Below are 20625 nucleotides of genomic sequence, written 5' to 3'. Positions count from 1 at the left end.
GGAAGCTCATCTTTCAAGCTTTGCGACGTACGCTTAGCGCTTACTGAGGCCGCAACCACGACCACCAACTTTTTAAATCAAGAAGCTTTAAGGCGAACGCTCCTAGTATACCTGCACATATACAGGCACTGAATTTAACGAACAAAGGTACTGATAGCAAGTGAGTGTTTAGGTAATAACCCAGCGCTACCAGCAAACCAGACAGCAGCATCAACCTCAGTAATAAGGCAGGAGCGAAGGGTAACTGCAAAAGATGTTTGGCCAAAGCCAATTGGGCCAAAAAGGTCAGCGACTGGGTAATAAAGGTAGCTTGCGCAGCGCCCAGCGCCCCATAACGGGGAATGAGCAACAGGTTGAGTATGACGTTTATGAATATCCCAGCGACAAACACCCAATTCATAGGGCGCAAACTGGCATTGGCTGTCAGTAAGGTGCCATAAACGTAGCCACCACTCATGGGGATAAACGTAAGCATGAGCCATTGTAAAATGGCTCCTGAATAACTATCACCATTGGTATACAGGCTCGTCATAATCGGAACGGCAAACCAAATAACACTAATGGACAAACTGATCGCGCCCGTCCACATGGTACTGATGGCCAAGCGCGTAAGCGGTACAATACTGGTTGTGGTCTTTAACTGACGGGCAAACATGGGCAAGAGTAAGCCTGCCAAAAGATAACCTGCAATATTACTCGCGTCTAAAAGCCGGAATGCTGATGCATAACGATCTGCCTCAACAGCGCCATTGGGTAACAGTTTCTCGATCATAACTGCATCTAATCGGGTATAAGCAGTCATCAAAAACACCACCAGGGCATACGGGGCACTCTGCCGCAGCAGGCTTTGCACCTGTGCCCCACGCCAACGGAGTCGCAACTGCCCCAACCGAGGACGCAAATACCACAGCAATAGAAAGATTGTGATTACGTAAGCCCCTGTTTGCGCCAGCACAAACCAAATGATCGTAAAATGAGTGCGCAAGCCAGGGCCCCAAAGCAATACCCCGGCAATGATGACTAACAGACTTTTGTCTAACACAGAGGCCCAGCTATCTAAACGGTAAAGCCCCAAACCTGCCAGGTTTGAACGCAGAAAAAGGACCAGCGTTTGTAAAAACTGATTGACACAGATGATGAGCAATAAAACCCATACGCCTGTTGATCGAAAACCCCACCAGTAGCCCAGAAGAACGGTAACAACAGTAAAAGCGGCACCTAGCAACAGTTTGATCGTTAAAAGGTGTGGAAAATATTTTTGCAGTAAATGTCGTGATTGTGAGAGGTTGCGGGCATTAAAGTTTTGAAGCCCAAAATCAGAGATAATCTGAAAGATAAACGCGAAGTTGAACAAGGTAAAGTACAAGCCGTATTCCCCTTCCGGCAGAAGATTCTGTACCGTACGGTCGATGCCAAAAAGGTAGAAAGATTTTACTACCAAGTTCAGCACAACAATCAATACGGCATTACCGGCAAATTCTCGATTCATAATGACATTAAAAGAGGCTTCCTTGGCGAGCAAAGCTAAGGGGATTTTCTAATTCCAAAAGTCTCCGCTTGAAGTCGAGGCCATAAAAATAGCCCTGTAATTGTCCGTTTTTGGCAATTACCCGATGGCAAGGCACGATGATGGCGATGGGGTTGTTGCGGTTGGCTTGGCCTACGGCCCGAATGGCTTTGGGGTCGCCCATTCGTTCGGCTATCGACAAATAAGAGGTGGTACGCCCGTAGGGAATTTTCACCAATTGCTGCCAAACGGCTTGATGAAAGTCCGTATGTCCGGAAAAATCAAGGGGCAAATCAAACACCTCTCGCTGCTGCTTGAAATATTGATCCAGTTGCTTTACTGCTTCTTTCAATTCACGGGGAATTGGTCCGGCAGGGCAAGGCTTGGTGCTCACCAAACTCACAGACCGCAGCCCTTTAGGGCTTCCGACCAAGCGAAAACAGCCAAAGGGCGAGAGATAGTGCGCCTCTACCTGCCCTGGCACTGCTATTTCTTTCTTTTCCTTACCCATTAACTACATTTTGTATCTCGCTAATTTAGAGCTTATTGGGGGATTATCAAATAGGACACACGCTCCTCTACTTATGCCGCTCTCGCAAAATGGCCATTACCTCCTCCCATGTGTAGCCTTTTGCTGCCAATAGTACCAGATAGTGGTACATCAGGTCTGCTGCTTCGTTGAGGAAAAGGTTCTTGTCGTCGTCTTTGGCTTCGATGACCAACTCTACCGCTTCTTCCCCTACCTTTTGGGCAACCTTATTGATTCCTTTTTTAAAAAGAGAACTGGTATAGGATTCGTCATTGGGGTTATCCCGACGATTTTGAATCACTTTTTCCAGGTAAGGAATAAATGAGCCCTTGTTTTCTGTGCCAAAGCAGGTATCGGTTCCTTTATGGCAAGTAGGCCCTTTGGGTACAACGAGTGCCAACAGCGTATCTTGATCGCAGTCGAGCTGTAGATCAACCAATTCAAGGAAGTTGCCGGAGCTTTCGCCCTTTGTCCATAAGCGATTTTTGCTGCGGCTAAAAAAGGTCACTCGTTTTTCAATAAGTGTTTTATCAACAGCGGCCTCGTCCATATAACCTAACATCAACACAACCTGGGTATTAGCATCCTGTACAATAACAGGCACTAAACCCTCTCCTTTCTGGAAATCTATGTCTGAACTCGAAAATTCACGCATTACTTGTTACCTTTAAAAGTATTAAACAATAGAAGAGTGTCAATAACGATTGCGCAAAAAACAAATTAAGCCTTCTTTTAGGTTTTTAAATTTATTTTTTGTGCTGTCTCTGACACAAACGAAAAACCACTTTTTCACCTAAACTTTAACAATGGATATTGACAACATTCTTGACGACACCGGCAACCCGGGGTCAGAATTAATTATTACAGACGCTATTCGCGGTTTCCTTGCAGAATCTGCCCGTTGGGGTAAATTTATTGCCATTATTGGCTTTGTTTTTATTGGCTTGGGCGTTCTCATGATGCTCTTTGGCGGTGGTGCAATGATTGCCGGCGGCATGGCTGGCATGGGAGGAATTATGATTTTGGTATACGTTATTGCACTTGGTATTAGCCTTGTTCCGATTTACTACTTGTACAATTTCGCTACGAAAATGCAAGTTGCACTTCGCGACGACAACCAAGTATTTCTCCGTGATGCTTTTGAGAACCACAAATCAATGTTCAAATTCTACGGCATCCTCATGGCAATTATGTTAGGAATTTATGCCTTGATGTTCCTCATCGGTATCATTGGCGGACTTGCGTCTTTCTAGACCCTTACCGGAATACGTTTTCCTTGCAGGTAACTTTTTAGCTGCGGAATAGGTATTTCCCCAAAGTGAAAAATACTGGCGGCTAGCCCGGCATCGGCCTGGCCGCTAGTAAACACTTCTGCAAAGTGCTCCATGCTTCCTGCTCCTCCCGAAGCAATTACGGGAATTTGTACCAGTTCAGCAATCTTTGCTGTAGCTTCATTGGCAAACCCCGCCTTGGTGCCGTCATGGTCCATACTGGTAAACATAATTTCTCCAGCGCCACGATTCTCCGCTTCTTTTACCCAATCAAAGAGTTTCATCTCCGTTGCAATCCGGCCACCATTGAGGTGTACATACCATTCGTCGCCTACTAGCTTTGCATCTACGGCTAGTACGACAAATTGGCTACCAAAGTCCCTCGCCAGTTCGCTGATGAGTTCCGGCCGGCGCACGGCTGCTGAGTTAATAGAGACTTTATCAGCGCCGGCATCCAGTAGCATTCCTACATCATCAACCGACCGAATACCTCCACCAACCGTAAAAGGTATCTTGAGGTGCCGGGCAATTTTTCGCGCCAGTGCGGCCAGTGTTTTACGCTTTTCATGGGTAGCCGTGATGTCCAGAAACACCAATTCATCGGCTCCTTCTTCGCTGTAGCGGGCGCCCAGCTCTACCGGGTCACCAGCATCGCGTAATTGGACAAAGTTGACCCCTTTCACGGTACGCCCATCTTTAATATCTAGGCAGGGTATGATTCGTTTTGCTAACATTGGTCTCTCATTAAATCTTTCAAAGAAATCTTCCCCTCGTAAATCGCTTTCCCGATAATGGCCCCAAAGCATCCCATTTCTCGCAATTCCTCTACTTCGTCTGTAGCCGTCACACCGCCGCTGGCGATTAGTTGCAAATCTGGAAATTCTGTCCTGATTTGTGCGTAAAGTTCCTTGGCGGAACCGGCCAAAAGGCCATCTTTGGAGACATCGGTACAAACAGCATAGCGCACCCCTGCCGCCAGGTAACGCTCAAGAAAAGGAAGTAACTCTTCCTGGCTTTCTTCTTGCCAACCGCTAACGGCTATTTTTCCGTTCTTAACATCAGCTCCCAAGATGATACGTTCAGGCCCAAAGCGTTCCAGCCACGATAGAAACAGATCAGGGGCTTTTACCGCTACAGTTCCTCCTGTAATCTGCTGAGCACCACATTCAAAAGCAATCCACAGGTCATCATCTTTCTTGAGGCCACCACCAAAATCGATGTGCAGATTGGTTTTGGTAGCGATGCGTTCCAATACCTTATAGTTAACGATATGCTTGGCTCGGGCACCATCTAGGTCTACCAAATGAAGGCGAGTCACCCCGGCGTCAGCAAAGGCTTTTGCGACCTCCAATGGGTCTTCGTTATAGACTTTTTTCTGGTTATAGTCGCCCTGGGTGAGGCGAACACATTTGCCATCAATAATGTCGATTGCAGGAATAATATACATATCTTATCTGTCTAAAAAATCAAGTAAAATCCGTTCGCCCACGCTTCCCGATTTCTCTGGGTGAAACTGGGTGGCATAAAAATTATCCTTTTGCAACACTGCACTGAAAGGATGAACATGGTCGGTTTCGGCTACCGTGTAAGGGCCCAGTTCTACATAATAACTATGTACGAAATAAGCATGCTGGCCTTCCAGTTCGGCGTTCAACCAGCTATTTTCGTGCAAACGTAATGTATTCCACCCCATATGAGGTACTTTCTCTCCCTGCTGTGGCAGGAAACGCTTCACCGCCTGAGGTATGATTCCTAAACAAGGGGTATGACCGTCTTCTTCCGAATAATCGCAAAGCAACTGCATCCCCAAACATACGCCCAATACAGGTTGTGTTAAGCTGGGTATCAGTTTGTCTAGGCCTTTTTCCCGAAGAAAGGCCATCGTTGTTCCTGCTGCGCCAACCCCTGGAAAGATCACCTTATCGGCAGCACGGATTACTTCATGGTCGGAGGTCAACTGTGCCTCATGGCCAATGCGCTCCATGGCATAAAGTACCGAGCGTACATTTCCGGCGTTGTAGTCAATGATTGCAATTTTCATCTTACAGTATTCCTTTGGTGCTTGGCAATTGGGCATCACGCGCATCGCGACGTTTGGCCATTTTTATGGCTTTCGCCAAAGCTTTAAATGTCGCTTCGATTTTGTGGTGCTCGTTGTCTCCTTCTACCTTAATGTTCAAATTACAACGGGCAGCATCCGAGAAGGATTTAAAAAAGTGGAAAAACATTTCCGTTGGCATGTCGCCAATCTTCTCACGCTTGTATTCTGCATCCCAAACGATCCAGGGCCGGCCACCAAAATCTATGGCAACCTGAGCCAACACATCATCCATGGGGAGGTAAAAACCGTAACGTTCTATGCCTATCTTGTTACCTAATGCTTGTGCGAAAGCTTCCCCAAGTGCGAGGGCGGTATCTTCGATGGTGTGGTGCTCATCGATGTGCAGGTCTCCCTTTACTGTCACATTAAGATCGCAACCAGAATGACGGGACAGTTGATCCAGCATGTGATCGAAAAACCCGAGGCCTGTATCCATTTTTCCCTGGCCGGTACCATCCAAACGGAGTTCTATCAAAATATCCGTCTCCTTGGTTTGGCGGTGTACCCGGGCTTCACGGCCACCAAGTTTCAGCAAGGCGTAGATGTCGGCCCAGCTGGTGGAGGTGAGTGCAATGGTGCTTTCCAATTCCTGTAGTTGCTCGCTCTGTAATTCATCGGCTCCTAAGGCTGGCGCATTGTTCATCCAAATGCCTTTAGCACCCAGGTTTTTCGCTAGCTGCATATCGGTCAGGCGATCTCCTACAACATAGCTATTCGCCAAATCATAATCGCCTTCCAGATACTTTGTAAGGAGTGCGGTACCAGGTTTACGGGTAGGTTGGTTGTCTTTCGCAAAGGTGCGGTCAATAATGATCTCGGAGAAGGTAATGCCCTCTCCTGCCAGCGTATCAACAATCATATTCTGAGCAGGCCAAAAGGTGTCTTCCGGAAAGCTGTCCGTACCCAAACCATCCTGGTTGGTAACCATTACGAGTTCGTAATCCAGCTCCCGAGCGATGCGCCCCAGGTATTGAAATATCTCTGGATAAAAGACAACTTTTGACAAGGCGTCTACCTGGTAATCTTCTGGTTCCAAATTGAGGGTGCCGTCGCGATCAAGAAAGAGTATTTTTTGCATGGTTACGTTGTTTTCGGATATGCCAATAAGGCCCGGAATAATTTTTCATTTTCTTCTGGTGTACCTACCGTAAAACGCAAGCATCCTTCGCAGAGGTACTGCCGTGAACGATCGCGAACGATAATGCCTTTGTTCATCAGGTAATTGTAGATCCCTTGTGGATCGGTCACTTTGGCCAGGATAAAGTTGGCGCTGGAAGGGTAGATACGTTCGACAAATTCCAAGCCGCTGAGGTATTGTTGCAACAAGGTACGCTGGCCTAGTAAAACGATAACCTGTTGTGCCTGTTCCTCCTGCTTTTCCAAGGCGGCGAGGGCAGCTTGTTGCGTAAGTCGATTCACATTATAGGGCGGCTTCACGGCATTGAGTAAGGCTATAATTTCCGGCGAGGCAAAGGCCATTCCGAGGCGAATGCCTGCTAACCCCCAGGCTTTAGAGAAGGTCTGCATGACAACCAGGTTAGGGTAGCGTTCCAACCAACTGATGTAAGCATCTCGCCCGGCAAAATCGACGTAGGCTTCATCAATGACCACGATGCCGGGAAACTCCTTTAACAATAGTTCGATATCGCTGGCGGGGAAGTCGTTGCCGCTGGGGTTGTTCGGAGTACAGAGCCAAAGCATCTTTGTTTTTTCGTTGGCTGCTGCCAAAATAGCGGGTACATCTGGCACAAAACGCTTCTTCAGGGGTACCGTTACCACACCTACGTTATTAATGTCTGCGCTCACTTGGTACATGCCGTAAGTCGGTGGCAGGATGATGACTTCATCTTGCCCAGGTTCACAAAAAATGCGAAATAAAAGATCAATGACTTCGTCGCTGCCATTGCCCAGCATAATTTGGTTGGTTGGTATACCCTTTAGTTTTTCCAGCTTTGCCTTTACTGCTGCTGCACCTGGATCAGGGTAGCGATTGAGGCCTGTTTCGTAGGGGTTCTCATTGGCATCCAGGTAAACATCGGCAGTGCCTTTAAACTCGTCACGCGCCGAAGAGTAGGGTTTTAGCGCCGCGATATTAGGACGCACCCATTGTTTAAGATCAAAAATCTGAGGCATGGGGTCAAGAATTTAACTTTGCTAAACGAATACTCACTGCGCGTTGGTGGGCTACTAAGGATTCTGCCGTTGCCATCGTTTCTACGGTAGGGCCAATATTTTGTAAACCCTCTTTGGTCAATTGCTGGTAAGTAATTTTCCTTACAAAAGCATCCAAGGATACTCCGCTGTATGCCCGCGCAAAGCCATTGGTGGGTAAAGTGTGATTTGTACCACTGGCGTAATCGCCAACCGACTCCGGTGTGTAGTGCCCCATAAATACAGAGCCAGCGTTGATAACGCCCGCAGCCAATTCCTCTGGGTTATCTACCGATAAGATCAAGTGTTCCGGGGCATAAGCGTTGATCAACTTTATAGCTTCCGCTGGTGTAGAGACCACCAGTACCGAACTGTTTGCCAAACTGGCTGTAGCAAATTCACGCCGAGGTAAGCTCGCGAGTTGTTCCTCCGTCGCCTTTATCACACGTTTAGCCATCTGCTCTGAATAAGTGGCCAATACGACTTGACTATCGGCACCGTGTTCGGCCTGACTCAAGAGGTCTGCCGCCACGAAATCGGGATCTGCTGTTTCATCGGCGACAACCATCACTTCGGAGGGGCCGGCTGGCATATCGATGGCTACTCCCAACCTGCTTACCAATTGCTTGGCAACAGTCACGTAGGCATTTCCAGGGCCGAATATCTTGTAAGTCGCCGGAATACTTTCCGTGCCATAAGCCATCGCTGCAATGGCTTGGGCGCCGCCTACCCGAAAGATACGTTCCACACCCGCTAATTGGGCAGCGTAAAGAATGGCGGGATGTACCGTACCATCCTTTTGCGGCGGCGTACACAAAACAATTTCTTTGCACCCTGCCAACTGAGCGGGTACCGCAAGCATAAGAACCGTTGAAAACAAAGGCGCCGTACCGCCAGGAATGTACAAGCCCACCCGTTCAATACCTACACTCTTGCGCCAGCAGCGAACGCCCGGCATGGTTTCTATCACCAGAGGCGTTTCCTGCTGGGCCGCATGAAATTGTGAAATATTGCTTTTTGCCGTTTGGATCGCAGTCCGTAACGCTTCCGGTAATTGTTCTGCGGCCAGTGCTATTTCCTCTTTGCTTACCGCCAACTCTGCGAGGCGAACGCCATCAAACTTGGCCGTAAAATCCAGCAAGGCATCATCACCCCGTGTAGCTACTTCCTGAAGGATCGCATTGACTGGCGCTTCGAGCTGGGCCAAATCCAGGGCTGGGCGCGCCAGAATTTCTGGCCACTTTTCAGGATCAGCATTGAGATAGAGTTGCATAAGTAACGTGAGATTTGATTATAAAAATGTATCGTCAGTGAGCTGAATTATATAAAATCACTGTACTGGGTACAAGGTAAAAGGTACTTGGCAGGTTCAACCATAGGGTTTGCTAAACTCTGAGGAGGAACGACAACTCTGAGGAGCCTGCGACGATCACCGCAGGTAATCCCAGTACCCCGTACTAAATACCTAATACGATGAGGCTTGCCTGTTAAAACGTTACACTAGGGCATACTTCAAAGCAAGCCTCATCATCAAAGAATCATCTTCTGAATCGGAACAATCAAAATACCCTCCGCACCCTTGTCTTTGAGGGAATCAATAATATCCCAAAAGCGGTCTTCTGAAATAACGGTATGGATGGAGCTCCAACCACTTTGTGCGAGTGGCATAACGGTAGGACTCTTCATGCCGGGCAGTACATTGATGATGTCTTGCACGGCTTCGTCGCGGGCATTCATCAGAAGGTATTTGTTTTTGCGGGCTGTCAGGACGGACTGAATGCGGAAGACCAGCTTGTCCAAAATCTGCTGTAGTTCGGGATCTAAAGCTTCGTTTTGTACGATACAAGCCTGCGACTTGAACATCACCTCTTGTTCCACTAGGTTGTTCTTAAAAAGTGTGCTGCCGGTGCTTACCAAATCACAGATGGCATCAGCTAAGCCAATGTTGGGAGCAATTTCTACCGAGCCAGATATTTCGTGGATTTCGGCAGTAACATTATTGCTTTTGAGATACTGGCGGAGCGAATTGGGGTAGGAGGTAGCGATACGCTTGCCTGCCAGCCACTGAGGTCCGGAGTAATCGGTTTGTCGAGGAGTGGCAATAGACAGGCGGCATTTAGAGAACCCCAATTGTAGCGCCTCTTTAATGTTTTTCTCTTTTTCGAGCACCGTGTTTTGCCCAATGATCCCGATATCCGCTACGCCATCTTGCACATACTGAGGAATATCTCCGTTGCGGAGATACAACACATCGATTGGAAAGTTACGCGCTGAAGCTTTTAGCTGGTTGCGCCCGTTATCAATACTGATGCCACATTCTTTGAGTAATTTGAGTGAATCATCGAGTAAGCGCCCGGATTTTTGAACAGCTACTTTGAGTCGTTTGGCCATTTTTGGGTATTTTATGGTTTGGAACAGTATTCCCCCGTTTGTGTTGGAGGCCAAGTGACTTATTTCCGTCAAAACCTTGACTTAGGGAAATAAAAAAAGGCCTCCCGCGACTAACGGAAGACCTTTTTATTGTGTGTTAATTCAGTAATTATGCACCCACCAGATCACCATTCGCCGCAAAAGCAAAGCCTGAATGATGATGATGTACAAAAGTTACGTTCATAATTGCTGAAAGAAGTGGTGTGGGGCGGAATCGAACCGCCGACACATGGATTTTCAGTCCATTGCTCTACCAACTGAGCTACCGCACCAACCTATTAAGAGTACCTTTCTTTAAAAGGCGAGGCAAATCTAGGACATATTTTATTAGGAGGCAAGTTGTACAGTACTTTTTTACAAATTTTCTTTTCAAAGGCCGTGATCCTGTAATAGTTTATCCTCGCAATCAAAGCTTTAGGTAACCGAAGCTGTGAAAAGAAATAATACATTCATCGCTTTAGCATAAGACAAATGCCTTTCCAGCGGCTCAAAATGGGTTAGAAGCTGATTTATTTTAGTCACATGCTATTTCAACTCCGTTTTTATCCCAACATTGGTAATGTTCGGTCGTTTCATTTTACTTCGATTGGATCTATTTTATACCCCAACTCGCTTAATTTGCTTATCAAGCCACACTCAAACATTAAGTGACTTAACCCGACGGCTACAAAGCAGCTTTTTGAAGTAAAATGATCTTGTATTTGAATCATCCACTTCTCATTTCGATCTGACAACACCAAAGTATTTTGGCAAGATTCATTCAGCCGAAAATCAAAGTCCATTTCTCGGTACCATTCAGTTTCAGCACAATGGTCATCAGACTCCGATTGGATTCTGTTTATCATACTTTCAAGCCTCCTTTTATGGACTTTCCGAGGCATTCCTTTCAAGTCGTTGTTGATTAATGAGATCTGATCCTCCGTCGTCTCAAGCCCAATTACCTCTATTTGATTTTGCTCAGCTATCATTCCGATATAGTCATCAAGAGAAAAATAATTAGCCTTTGGGTCTTTGCCGATGCAAACCTTTTCTTTGTAGTGCCGACTTAAAAAAGCATACAATTCAGCCGGAGTCATTTTATCGAATTCCAAATTGCTTGGTGAAAAAAGAGCTTGGATATAGGAATAATTTTCTTTGTCTAAATACTTGTTCCATTTTGTAGTAGATGTTCTTTTATTAATGATGTCTTCTGCTAGATGTCCCGGAATATTAAGGTTCTCCTTAATTAGAATTTTGCATGACAAAAGAGCATCTTTTGCAAACTGCAACGAATCAAAAAAGGGTTTCCCGAAAGCGTGGTGAGTGCCAAACAGATAAGATTCATATTGAATATCAGGGTGTGTGACTTTATACAAAACAGTCGTTGTCTCCAGTGTATCTCTAACACTCCCTACCTTGGAAAATCCAAGGTTTCCAAAGAAAATTAAGGCTAAAAAAGTAATTACGATTTCTTTCATTTCTCTTTTATCAGTTGCAAGACAAATTCCATTTGCGTGTCTTTGTTGGCTAAAAAATCTTCAAAAGATTGTAAAACCTCATAGTCAGGGATAACTCCCCTGTTGTAAAATTGGTTTGGCTTTTCAGGCACATCCTGGGTTATGTTATCAATGGAAAACTCGGTAACAATTTTTGACCTTGGTAAAACGTAACCAAAAGGAGTATGTCCATTATGACCATAATATCCGCCCATTGTTTCTTCACCAATTGAAGTGGTATTATCATTTCCTGCTACCAACGCAGCAAAAAGGCTCCCTGCCGAGGCAACTCTTGGGCTTATCAAAAGATAAATGTTCCCTTTAAAAGCATTGTCGTCGGGTTGTCGGATTTTCATTTCATTAGACGCTTTGCTTATATAGAACCTCCCATCCTCTTCTCTTGGAAACCTTTTTTGAAAATCACGATTGAATTTGCCAACACCGAGCGGGCGGAGTATTCTGGGAAATGGGGAATCATAATACTTGAGCAATGGAACCTTGTCAAAGCTAATCCAGGCCTCCTTGCTTTCTTGAAACGTTCTATTGGTTAGGTACGAATACGTTACAACATCATTTGGGTCGTCGCCACCGCCGTTGTTCCTCACATCTACAATTAAATTTTCCAATTCATGGTCTTTCATAGCTATAAAAACACTGTCCAACCATTCTTTGTACGCCAAGTGTTCTTCTGATTCTTCATTGCCCATACCAAATGTATTGAGGGTAAGAAGTCCTGTATGCTCATCTATTTGTTTATAGGCATATCGTTCATTTTTCTGTATCCTTTTGAATTGAAGTTTGTCAAACGGATGAGAGTGTCTTTTTCTGAAGTTAACACGATAGTCTGCATACCTGACACTCGCCGTTTTTAATGTTTCTTCGATATTCGAGTTTGGAGCTATGAACGAAATTTCGAAAGTATCTTTTAAGCCATAGTGATACCTGTAGTACCTGCTAAAAGCACTACTTACCCCAATTCTTTTTCCTGTTGTATTTATGCCGTCGGTAGTATAGTATTTATGCAGGTGTACTATCACCTCCGAGATTGGCACATCATTTATTACTGTAATTTCTGCCCCCAAAGGAAGGTCGCCATTTTCGTAATTAAGAAGCCATTTGCCTTCTATCCACTTTAGGGGGTAGGGGAAGTAGCCATTCTCTTCGGCCAATATACTTTCCAGGTACTTTTGGGGTAAAGAAGTATTGTTATGCAGGCTTCCTTCAAAATCAGTAAGGGTAGAGATTAAGTTGTAAAAACCTATATAAGTGGAAATATTTTGAATTTCATCGCCAGCCCATTCATATAAGCTATCAATTTGTTGTTTTGTACGGTATTTGTAGAGACCTGAATTAGCCGTTTGCCTTATTTCTTTAAATATCTCTAAGTCTTTTTCCATCTTTTCTATCGAAAAAGGCTCATCAATAGATTGACCAAAGACAGCAAATGATGAGGCTAAAAAAAAGAAAACAATTGTAATTTTTGTCATTTTGGAGTCTTGTCTTAATGGTTGCCACCACTGTTTTTCGGCATATACGAAGTTCGGAAATACTTCTCTAAATGTTCGTGCATATTGATGATCCTCTTCAAGGAATCCAACAAGTTGGTAATTACTCAATTCCGTAACTCCCTTTGGAGTAGGAGTATCCAGTATGCTGTCATCTTTAAAGCTAAGCATTTAAGTTGTTTTCTTGGATAATAAAGCTAGAGAGCTGTCTTCATTTAGCACATCCAGAATTTTTGCTTATCGAAGTCAATTATTGAAGGCCCTCCTGTACAGCCGCCTATTTCTTCTGTATTAATCTCACCTTGGGATCGGACAATGATCCATTCTCCTGTTTTATGACGGACAAGTATGCCGGTCTCTAGCAAATCACCTTTTTCTGCTAGCGGCAACTGCCCTCCGCCATCATATCGAACTTCAACACTCCTGTTCTTTATCGTAATTTCCACTTTATCCCCCATTGATTTTCCTCCCCATTCAGCGAAAGCAATATCATAGGTGTACACGCCATCTGGCGGCAAAGTATTACTAATCTCATCAACTTCATCTATCGTAACTACTCCAATATACGAACCCATTCTTGCTGACGAAATACTCACTTTGTCATTATCTCCCTCATTGATTTTCATTGGTTTTTGAATCTGAGCAATATCAATTACATCTACATAACTTCTATGATTTGATCCATAGCCAATAAACGCGTAGGTGTTTGGCTCCAAAGTAAAAATAACAGAGCACGATAGCGTATCAAATACATATGAATGATCTAGCATTTCATCAAAATCATCATACTCAAGTGCCTCGCCTTCATACATGGTAGATTTGATTTCTAAATTTTCAAAAGAATACTCATAACCTAGTCTAACATTAAGGCTAGCATCAGTTAAGTTCACCAAATAGTAAGCCCCTGGAATTGAACACGCGTGAAACAATTGGCTTATTAAGATTAGGATTAACAGTTGTTTTCTCATATTAAAACATTGCTTTTATACTTACGTAAAAACAGGCTGCCAAGGTGAGTATGCCTACAAACCAATAATTTCTCTTTGGTAATGCCTTATCAAAAGCATCCAATACATCATCACGGAAAACCACATTAGAGTGATCATCATTCGTCATTTTCTTGACAATAACAACTGTAGCAATAAGAGACACAATGATGCTGATCATTAAATCCAGCATCGAAGGCATATAGATTATCAACCTTGATGTATTCTTCACGAAATAGCCCCAACGTATCTTTTCTACGATGTTAATACCATTAATGATAAGTAATACATAGCTCCACTTTCTCATCTCCTTTGATTGCTCATTACACTTTGGGCAAAGCATCACTGCAACAGTAGCAAATCAATTTATCTTCTTTTTCCATTCTTGATCATCATAAATTTCAGTCAGCTCTAATATTATCGATTCTCCAATACTGGGTGCTTGTTGGATCTGCTTTACAAGAATACTCATAAGTGCGCGGATGGTCAGAATTGAAACTCGAATAATAGTACCCTTTATACGTCTGGCAACCTGTGCCCATTGTAATGATCAAAAACAGCAAATAGGTACTGAATCTATTAATGCTTACTCCTTGCATTCCCATATTTTTTTATGCTTTAGCGCTTGTTAGTGCTTCTCAACTCTTTCAAATTCAGCTCGATTCTCTTCCATTTGCTGAATATGTCTTTCCGCATGTTTACTCAAAAAGTAAACATATTCATAAACATTTATTTTCCCTAATTCATTTACCGTCATCGTTGTTTTGTGCAAAAGGCCCTCTCCGTTTTCAAGCTTCCCTGTCAATTATTTGCTCTCCTTAACCGATTTTGCATCGAATTAATTCCGACTTGCTTGCTTTATTTATGATACTATTGAACTTCTTCATCACTTAAGCTTGTTTGGAAATTTCATCTTATAAGTTAATCTTTTTTCACCGTATTCCCTGGCTGCTGTGGCCAACAGTTGAAACAAACAAAACCTTTTCTCCTCCGCGAACCGAATAGGTGAGCGCGACAAGCGGAGCGCGTAGGGCCTAAGGATGGTAGGACTGCAAGGACGGACAGCCTGACGCCACCGTAGGTAGGCGGAGGCCCATAATGGTTGGAAGGGTTGATTTTAATCGTTTGTTGGTTAATGGTGCTCTTGTATGCTGAATTCAACAATAAACACCAGCCAACAAACAAACCAGCCAACAAACTCTTAGTGACGGAAAAACTTATTACCGTCAAAATCTTGCCGTACATTGAGATAAAAATAAACAACATGCCCGCTTTTAGATTGGCCATACCTTTTATTTTGCTGCTCGGCCTCGGCGTTTATCTCACCATAGAGGTAGACACCAGCTGGTCTTTGCTCATGATCGCCATGGTGGTGATACTGGTCTCGTTCTATGTGCTCGCGCCCCAGATCAACTGGTGGTGGTGGCAGCGTAGCCCCCCTGATCTGCCTACGGAGATGGCGCAGTTTTTGGCGGAGAAATCACCGTTTTATCAGCAACTATCAGAACCAGAGCAAAGAGAATTCCGACGGCGGGTGTTTCTCTTCAACGAGGGTTCTGACTATAAGCCGCAGGTACTGGAGTCTATTCCCTTGGATGTAAAAGTGATCATTGCGAGCGTGCCGGTGACGATGACCTTTGGGCAAGAGGAATTTTTGTTTACGAATTATGAGAACATCATCATTTACCCTCATCCGTTTCCTTCGCCTCAGTACCAAGAGCATTTCCACATTTCGGAAATCTATGAACCGGATGGCGTGGTTATGTTTTGTCTGGAGCACGTGCTGCGTGGTTTTGTAGATGCCAAGCAGTACCTCAATCCCGCCTGGTACGAATACGCTCGCATCTTCCAAAATACTTACCCTGCTTATGACTATGGCGATTGGTCATCGGTGAGCTGGGAAGATTTGCAAGGCGTCAGTGGTTTTTCGCAAGAAGCGCTAGAACGTTGGATTGGCCTTCCCGAGCTGGACCTGACGGCCATGGGCATTGCCTTCTACTTCATCTACCCTCAGCAGTTTAAGCGGGTTTTGCCGGAGCTTGATCGAGCTCTTGGCTTGGTATTTAAACCCTCAGTAGTCTAAATGTGCCTCTAAAAAATAAGTAATCCTTCCCCTATTTTTAATAAAAAATTCTCTTATCCATGATACACCACAACTTATCTTACCGCAGCCTTTTGCTCACCGTTTTCGTGCTGATGTTCTCCTTCTCCTGGGACAGTTGCTCGCGCAACCCTGTTACCGGCAAGAAACAACTCATGCTGATGTCTGCCGGACAAGAGCAGGCCATGGGTGACCAAAACGACCCGGCTATTGTGGCGCAATTTGGTTTGTATCAAGACGATGAAATGCAGCAATTCCTCAATGCCAAAGGGCAGGAGATGGCAGCAGTTTCTCACCGATCTGACCTAAAATTTGAATTTAAGTTACTGGATTCTCCTGTCGTCAATGCCTTTGCTTTGCCGGGGGGATATGTTTACTTCACCCGCGGCATCATGGCGCACTTCAACAACGAAGCACAATTTGCCGGGGTGCTAGGGCACGAGATCGGCCACGTTACAGCACGGCACTCCGCCCGCCAGTACAGCCGTAGTATTTTGGCGCAAGTAGGCTTGATTGCCGGGATGATTCTATCTCCGGAGTTTGCCCAGTTTGGTAATGAAGCTAGCCAGGCCATGCAGCTCATGCTACTCAAATATGGTCGTGATGCCGAAAGCGAATCCGACAAACTAGGCGTAGAATACTCTTCTGAAATTGGCTACGATGCTCACCAGATGGCTGGCTTCTTTGCTACCCTCGATCGCCTGAGCGGTGGCCCAGAAGGACGCCTGCCTACCTTTATGTCTACCCACCCCGACCCAGCTGACCGCAACGTAAAAGTGGGGCAGCTTGCCGACCAGTGGCAGCGACGCAATAGAGGTAGCGGCCCTTACGAAGTAGGCCGCGATTCCTACCTGCGTATGATCGACGGACTGATGTACGGCGAAGATCCTCGTCAGGGTTTTGTGGAGAATAGCAACTTCTATCATCCTGAATTAAAATTCCAGTATGCGATCCCCAGCGGCTGGCAGACAGCCAACACCCCCCAGCAGGTGCAAATGGCACCCGAAGACGGTAAAGCGGTAATGATGCTACAACTGGGGCAAGGGGCTTCGCTAGAAGCTGCGGCGCAGGCTACTGCCGAAAAATACCAACTGCAAACAACGGGCAGCCAACGCCGCACCGTCAACGGTCTTTCCGCGCTAGAGGTATACGCAGACCTGGTGCAGGAGGGCCAAGATGCCAACGGGCAGCCTGCTCAGCAGGTTTTGAAAACCGTCTCTTACTACATTCAGTACGGTGAATACATTTACCATTTCCTCGGCCTGTCTACCGAACAGGATTTTTCTTCTTATCGTGGCCGTATGCTAGCGACTATGACGAGCTTTGGTAGCCTTAGCGACCCCGACAAACTGAACCGCCAGGCGGAACGCATCAAGATTGAAACCCTCAGTCGTGACATGACACTGCGCGAGGCTTTTTCTGCTTACCGCCAACCCAGCGACCGCTTAGATGAATTGGCTATCCTCAACGGTATGGAACTTACGATTCGCCTGAAGAAAGGAACGCTCATCAAGACAGTAGCCACGCCTGACGGGCAGGGGCAACGGTAGATTTAGAGGTGGTGGATAAAAACCGGCTCTAATACCTCACCGCAATCTCATCAATAGCCGCCGCTAGTTTGCGGTCTTTTTCGGTAACGGTATTGCCCGCATCGTGTGTATTCAAACGAAAGCTAACCGTATTGTAAACGTTTGACCAATTGGGGTGATGCTGTTGTGCCTCTGCTACAAAAGCCACTTCGGTCATAAAAGCGAAGGCTTGGGTGAAATTTTTGAATTCAAATGCTGCCCGCAGCTCATTGTCCTGTTCTGTCCACATAACTTGTTCTATTTATTCTCTCAACACTTAAGCCCGGAAAGATGTTGAATAACTTTACTTTTGCAAAAAAGAATAACAGCTCATGGCCTTAAAGGAATCCAACATGCTCCCGCTCGGGACAAAAGCTCCTGAATTCAACCTGCCCGATACCGTAAGTGGAAAAAATCTCAGCCTACAAGACATCGCAACCGACAAAGGAACCGTTGTCATGTTTTTGTGCAACCACTGCCCTTACGTAATTCACGTCAACGAAGAAATTGTCCGTATCGCTAAGGATTACAAAGCCCAAGGCATTGGCTTTGTAGGCATCAGTTCCAATGATGTGAACAACTATCCTATGGATGGACCTGAACTTATGACAGAACACGCTAAGGCGGTAGGTTACAATTTTCCTTACCTCTATGACGAAAGCCAGGACGTAGCCAAAGCTTACGACGCGGCTTGCACCCCTGATTTTTACATCTTTGACGGAGCACAGAAACTCTATTACCGAGGCCGTATTGATAGCTCTCGCCCCGGCAATGACTCTCCTCTTGATGGCAAAGATCTACGCCAAGCACTAGACGAGATGCTCGCCGCGAAGCCTGCCCCTGAAAAGCAATACCCGAGCGCGGGTTGTGGTATCAAATGGAAATAAATGCTATACAGCTGTAGAGGGATGATCGACTGATGTCGATCAGGGTAGATCGTAGAGGAAGATGTTGCCGTTTTTACATCCTTATACCCTCTACTTTAAGTCCTGTGAAGGACGATCCTTCTACTAAGTTGTTCTACAACGTTCAAATCACTATTTTTGCCCCCTGTGGAAACAAAAGACTTAAAAACCGAAGAATGGGAGATGAATTTCGAGTGGTTACGCATTCGTCATTTCCTCAAAGATCGCTTCCAAAGAGAGGTACTGCCTGATCTTAATGGTATCCTTTTTTTGATTGGCATCCAGGAACTGGGGCGCTGGCAAGAAAAGTTTAGCAAAGAGGAAAAGCAGGATCTGATGCACATTGCCACTTGTCGCTTGTTGGGCTATTATGGCTACTACGAGTTTGCAGGGCGTGATGCTGATGGTTGGCCCCACTGGGAGCTGGTCCGTAAAATTCCACCCAACAATCTTAAAGAACAAGAAATCCTTTTCAAGCAAGGAATTATCCGCTATTTCAAAGAATGGGAAGCGGAAACGGCTTCGCTTAAAGAGGACAGTAGTAAATAAGCTTTAAATCCGAATACTGATGATAACAAGACTTTTCTTCGCCCTGTTGATATTGGCTACCCTAAGTGGCTGTAACAATGATGGAAATACCTACGCCCTTATCTCTACCGATATGGGGGATATGAAGGTGAAACTCTATAACAGTACGCCTCAACATCGCGATAATTTCATCAAGCTGGCCGAAGAAGGCTTTTATGATGGTACCTTGTTTCACCGCATTATTGCCGGGTTTATGATCCAGGGTGGTGACCCTGACAGCAAGGACGCGCCCGCTGGTCAATCTTTAGGAATGGGTGGCCCTGGTTATACCATTCCTGCGGAGATTGGAGCTTTGCACCTGACAGGAGCATTGGCCGCTGCCCGGACTTCTAACCCTGCAAAAGCCAGCTCTGGTTCTCAGTTTTATATCGTACACGGCAAGCCCGTAACTGATATGGAATTGGATCAAATTGGCCAACGTACTGGTCGCCCTTATTCTGATGTACAACGCGAGCTTTATAAAGAGTTGGGCGGTACGCCACAGCTTGATTTTGAATACACCGTCTTTGGGGAAGTTGTCGAAGGCTTCGAAGTAATTGACGCTATTGCTAAGGTAAGCACCAACCCATCGGCAGGAAATCGCCCTCTTGAAGACGTCAAAATGACGATAAAAATCCTGAACTAATGCATAAAGTTATTCTCTATTTGGCTGCCCTGTTATTGGTTGGTAGCTGTGCCCGTCCTATTGCTAATTTTTCAGTGCCAACGGAAGATATTGCCGCGGCAAAAACATTGACCTTCAACAACGAAACGGAGAAAGCCCAAACCTATTTCTGGGACTTTGGAGATGGCCAAACATCTACAGAAATTTCACCTGAACATCGTTTTCTTGGTTCTGGAACCTATACCGTAAAACTTACGGCCACCGACGAGAAAGGAAAAACGGGTACGAAAGAAAAGAAAGTAACAGTGCTGGCACCAGAGCGTTGCCTCGTACTTATCCAGACCCCAATGGGGGATATGTTGGCAGAAATCTATGACCGAACGCCGCTGCATCAAGACAATTTTGTCAAGATGATAGAGCAAGGGTATTACGATAGCCTACTTTTTCATCGCGTCATCCAGGGCTTTATGATCCAGGGTGGTGACCCTGATAGTAAGAATGCTCCTCCTGGGAAGATGTTGGGATCTGGTGGCCCTGGTTATACCATAAAAGCAGAGTTTGTTGACTCCTTGGCACACGTAAAAGGGGCCTTGTCTGCTGCTCGTACCAACAATCCACAAAAGCGCAGTTCTGGTTCTCAGTTTTACATCGTCCAAGGTAAGCCGGTGAGTGAGCAAGATCTTAACAATAAAGAGGGAGCTGCGAGATTTCGTTACCCATCTTACGTACGGGAGGAATATCTAAAAATGGGAGGAACGCCTTTCCTTGATCAGGAATACACCGTCTTTGGTCAGGTCATTGAAGGATTAGATGTCATTGATCGGATCGCGGCAGTAAACACGAATGGACAAAATCGCCCGAATGAAGATGTATGGATGGTCATTAAACTCATTCGCTAACAGTA

The 20625-nt window shown here is 45.4% G+C and carries 22 protein-coding genes and 1 tRNA gene; 7 read left to right on the top strand and 16 right to left on the bottom strand.

Annotation, left to right across the window (positions count from 1 at the left end):
* Positions 1 to 40 precede the first annotated feature (40 nt).
* The 3 genes from A3EU_RS0116830 to hisIE all read right to left on the bottom strand — a co-directional run bounded on the left by A3EU_RS0116830 (position 41) and on the right by hisIE (position 2691).
* Positions 41 to 1522, bottom strand: a complete 1482-nt coding sequence (locus A3EU_RS0116830) for an oligosaccharide flippase family protein (RefSeq protein WP_020537360.1) — start codon at positions 1520 to 1522, stop codon at positions 41 to 43.
* Entirely contained in the window at positions 1497 to 2018 is a 522-nt protein-coding gene (locus A3EU_RS0116825) for a methylated-DNA--[protein]-cysteine S-methyltransferase (RefSeq protein WP_020537359.1), read from the bottom strand. Before A3EU_RS0116825 ends, A3EU_RS0116830 begins: the two co-directional genes overlap by 26 nt.
* Positions 2019 to 2085: 67 nt before the next feature.
* Positions 2086 to 2691, bottom strand: coding sequence for a bifunctional phosphoribosyl-AMP cyclohydrolase/phosphoribosyl-ATP diphosphatase HisIE (gene hisIE, locus A3EU_RS0116820; protein ID WP_020537358.1), 606 nt, complete (start codon positions 2689 to 2691; stop codon positions 2086 to 2088).
* A gap of 151 nt (positions 2692 to 2842) precedes the next feature.
* Between hisIE and A3EU_RS30840 the strand changes: the two genes are divergently transcribed.
* A complete protein-coding gene (locus A3EU_RS30840; protein ID WP_020537357.1) occupies positions 2843 to 3289 on the top strand; it encodes a hypothetical protein in 447 nt (148 codons plus the stop codon).
* Here the strand turns inward: A3EU_RS30840 and hisF are convergent.
* The 12 genes from hisF to A3EU_RS0116755 all read right to left on the bottom strand — a co-directional run bounded on the left by hisF (position 3286) and on the right by A3EU_RS0116755 (position 14262).
* Positions 3286 to 4041 carry an imidazole glycerol phosphate synthase subunit HisF gene (hisF, locus tag A3EU_RS0116810; RefSeq protein WP_020537356.1) on the bottom strand — a complete coding sequence of 252 codons (756 nt, stop codon included), beginning with the start codon at positions 4039 to 4041 and terminating at the stop codon, positions 3286 to 3288. The genes A3EU_RS30840 and hisF overlap by 4 nt on opposite strands.
* Positions 4035 to 4754, bottom strand: a complete 720-nt coding sequence (gene hisA / locus A3EU_RS0116805; RefSeq protein ID WP_020537355.1) for a 1-(5-phosphoribosyl)-5-[(5-phosphoribosylamino)methylideneamino]imidazole-4-carboxamide isomerase — start codon at positions 4752 to 4754, stop codon at positions 4035 to 4037. The genes hisF and hisA overlap by 7 nt, the downstream gene beginning before the upstream one ends.
* A 3-nt stretch (positions 4755 to 4757) precedes the next feature.
* Positions 4758 to 5348 carry an imidazole glycerol phosphate synthase subunit HisH gene (hisH, locus tag A3EU_RS0116800; protein ID WP_020537354.1) on the bottom strand — a complete coding sequence of 197 codons (591 nt, stop codon included), beginning with the start codon at positions 5346 to 5348 and terminating at the stop codon, positions 4758 to 4760.
* A gap of 1 nt (position 5349) precedes the next feature.
* A complete protein-coding gene (hisB, locus tag A3EU_RS0116795; RefSeq protein ID WP_020537353.1) occupies positions 5350 to 6486 on the bottom strand; it encodes a bifunctional histidinol-phosphatase/imidazoleglycerol-phosphate dehydratase HisB in 1137 nt (378 codons plus the stop codon).
* Between the two features lie 2 nt (positions 6487 to 6488).
* Entirely contained in the window at positions 6489 to 7541 is a 1053-nt protein-coding gene (hisC, locus tag A3EU_RS0116790) for a histidinol-phosphate transaminase (protein WP_020537352.1), read from the bottom strand.
* Between the two features lie 4 nt (positions 7542 to 7545).
* Positions 7546 to 8832, bottom strand: coding sequence for a histidinol dehydrogenase (gene hisD, locus A3EU_RS0116785; protein ID WP_020537351.1), 1287 nt, complete (start codon positions 8830 to 8832; stop codon positions 7546 to 7548).
* A 257-nt stretch (positions 8833 to 9089) separates the two neighbouring features.
* A complete protein-coding gene (gene hisG, locus A3EU_RS0116780) occupies positions 9090 to 9950 on the bottom strand; it encodes an ATP phosphoribosyltransferase (RefSeq protein ID WP_020537350.1) in 861 nt (286 codons plus the stop codon).
* A 238-nt stretch (positions 9951 to 10188) separates the two neighbouring features.
* Positions 10189 to 10261, bottom strand: a tRNA-Phe gene (locus A3EU_RS0116775).
* 300 nt (positions 10262 to 10561) lie between these two features.
* Positions 10562 to 11446 (bottom strand): TraB/GumN family protein, encoded by an 885-nt coding sequence (locus A3EU_RS0116770; RefSeq protein ID WP_020537349.1) that lies wholly within the window; start codon positions 11444 to 11446, stop codon positions 10562 to 10564.
* Positions 11443 to 13140: a S41 family peptidase gene (locus A3EU_RS0116765; protein WP_020537348.1), complete on the bottom strand. Its 1698-nt coding sequence runs from the start codon at positions 13138 to 13140 to the stop codon at positions 11443 to 11445. The genes A3EU_RS0116770 and A3EU_RS0116765 overlap by 4 nt, the downstream gene beginning before the upstream one ends.
* 44 nt (positions 13141 to 13184) lie before the next feature.
* The gene (locus tag A3EU_RS0116760) at positions 13185 to 13937 is read right to left on the bottom strand and encodes a hypothetical protein (protein WP_020537347.1); all 753 of its coding nucleotides are present in this window, start codon (positions 13935 to 13937) and stop codon (positions 13185 to 13187) included.
* A gap of 1 nt (position 13938) precedes the next feature.
* Positions 13939 to 14262, bottom strand: coding sequence for a hypothetical protein (locus tag A3EU_RS0116755; RefSeq protein WP_156825798.1), 324 nt, complete (start codon positions 14260 to 14262; stop codon positions 13939 to 13941).
* A 957-nt stretch (positions 14263 to 15219) separates the two neighbouring features.
* Between A3EU_RS0116755 and A3EU_RS0116735 the strand changes: the two genes are divergently transcribed.
* Positions 15220 to 16038 carry a zinc-dependent peptidase gene (locus tag A3EU_RS0116735; RefSeq protein WP_020537342.1) on the top strand — a complete coding sequence of 273 codons (819 nt, stop codon included), beginning with the start codon at positions 15220 to 15222 and terminating at the stop codon, positions 16036 to 16038.
* A gap of 59 nt (positions 16039 to 16097) precedes the next feature.
* Positions 16098 to 17606: a M48 family metalloprotease gene (locus A3EU_RS0116730; protein ID WP_020537341.1), complete on the top strand. Its 1509-nt coding sequence runs from the start codon at positions 16098 to 16100 to the stop codon at positions 17604 to 17606.
* A gap of 28 nt (positions 17607 to 17634) precedes the next feature.
* Here A3EU_RS0116730 and A3EU_RS0116725 read toward each other — a convergent pair whose 3' ends face one another.
* Positions 17635 to 17874, bottom strand: coding sequence for a 4a-hydroxytetrahydrobiopterin dehydratase (locus tag A3EU_RS0116725; protein ID WP_020537340.1), 240 nt, complete (start codon positions 17872 to 17874; stop codon positions 17635 to 17637).
* Between the two features lie 82 nt (positions 17875 to 17956).
* On the opposite strand from A3EU_RS0116725, the gene A3EU_RS0116720 reads away from it, so the two are divergent.
* From A3EU_RS0116720 to A3EU_RS35290, 4 genes are all read left to right on the top strand, one after another.
* Positions 17957 to 18511, top strand: coding sequence for a thioredoxin family protein (locus A3EU_RS0116720; protein ID WP_020537339.1), 555 nt, complete (start codon positions 17957 to 17959; stop codon positions 18509 to 18511).
* 165 nt (positions 18512 to 18676) lie between these two features.
* Positions 18677 to 19078, top strand: coding sequence for a hypothetical protein (locus A3EU_RS0116715; RefSeq protein WP_245569368.1), 402 nt, complete (start codon positions 18677 to 18679; stop codon positions 19076 to 19078).
* A gap of 19 nt (positions 19079 to 19097) precedes the next feature.
* The gene (locus A3EU_RS0116710; protein ID WP_020537337.1) at positions 19098 to 19742 is read left to right on the top strand and encodes a peptidylprolyl isomerase; all 645 of its coding nucleotides are present in this window, start codon (positions 19098 to 19100) and stop codon (positions 19740 to 19742) included.
* Positions 19742 to 20620 carry a peptidylprolyl isomerase gene (locus A3EU_RS35290; RefSeq protein ID WP_020537336.1) on the top strand — a complete coding sequence of 293 codons (879 nt, stop codon included), beginning with the start codon at positions 19742 to 19744 and terminating at the stop codon, positions 20618 to 20620. Before A3EU_RS0116710 ends, A3EU_RS35290 begins: the two co-directional genes overlap by 1 nt.
* Positions 20621 to 20625: the final 5 nt, after the last annotated feature.

It is taken from the genome of Lewinella cohaerens DSM 23179 (genome assembly GCF_000379805.1).
GTDB lineage: Bacteria > Bacteroidota > Bacteroidia > Chitinophagales > Saprospiraceae > Lewinella > Lewinella cohaerens.
This window is presented reverse-complemented; position numbering and strand designations above follow the sequence as displayed.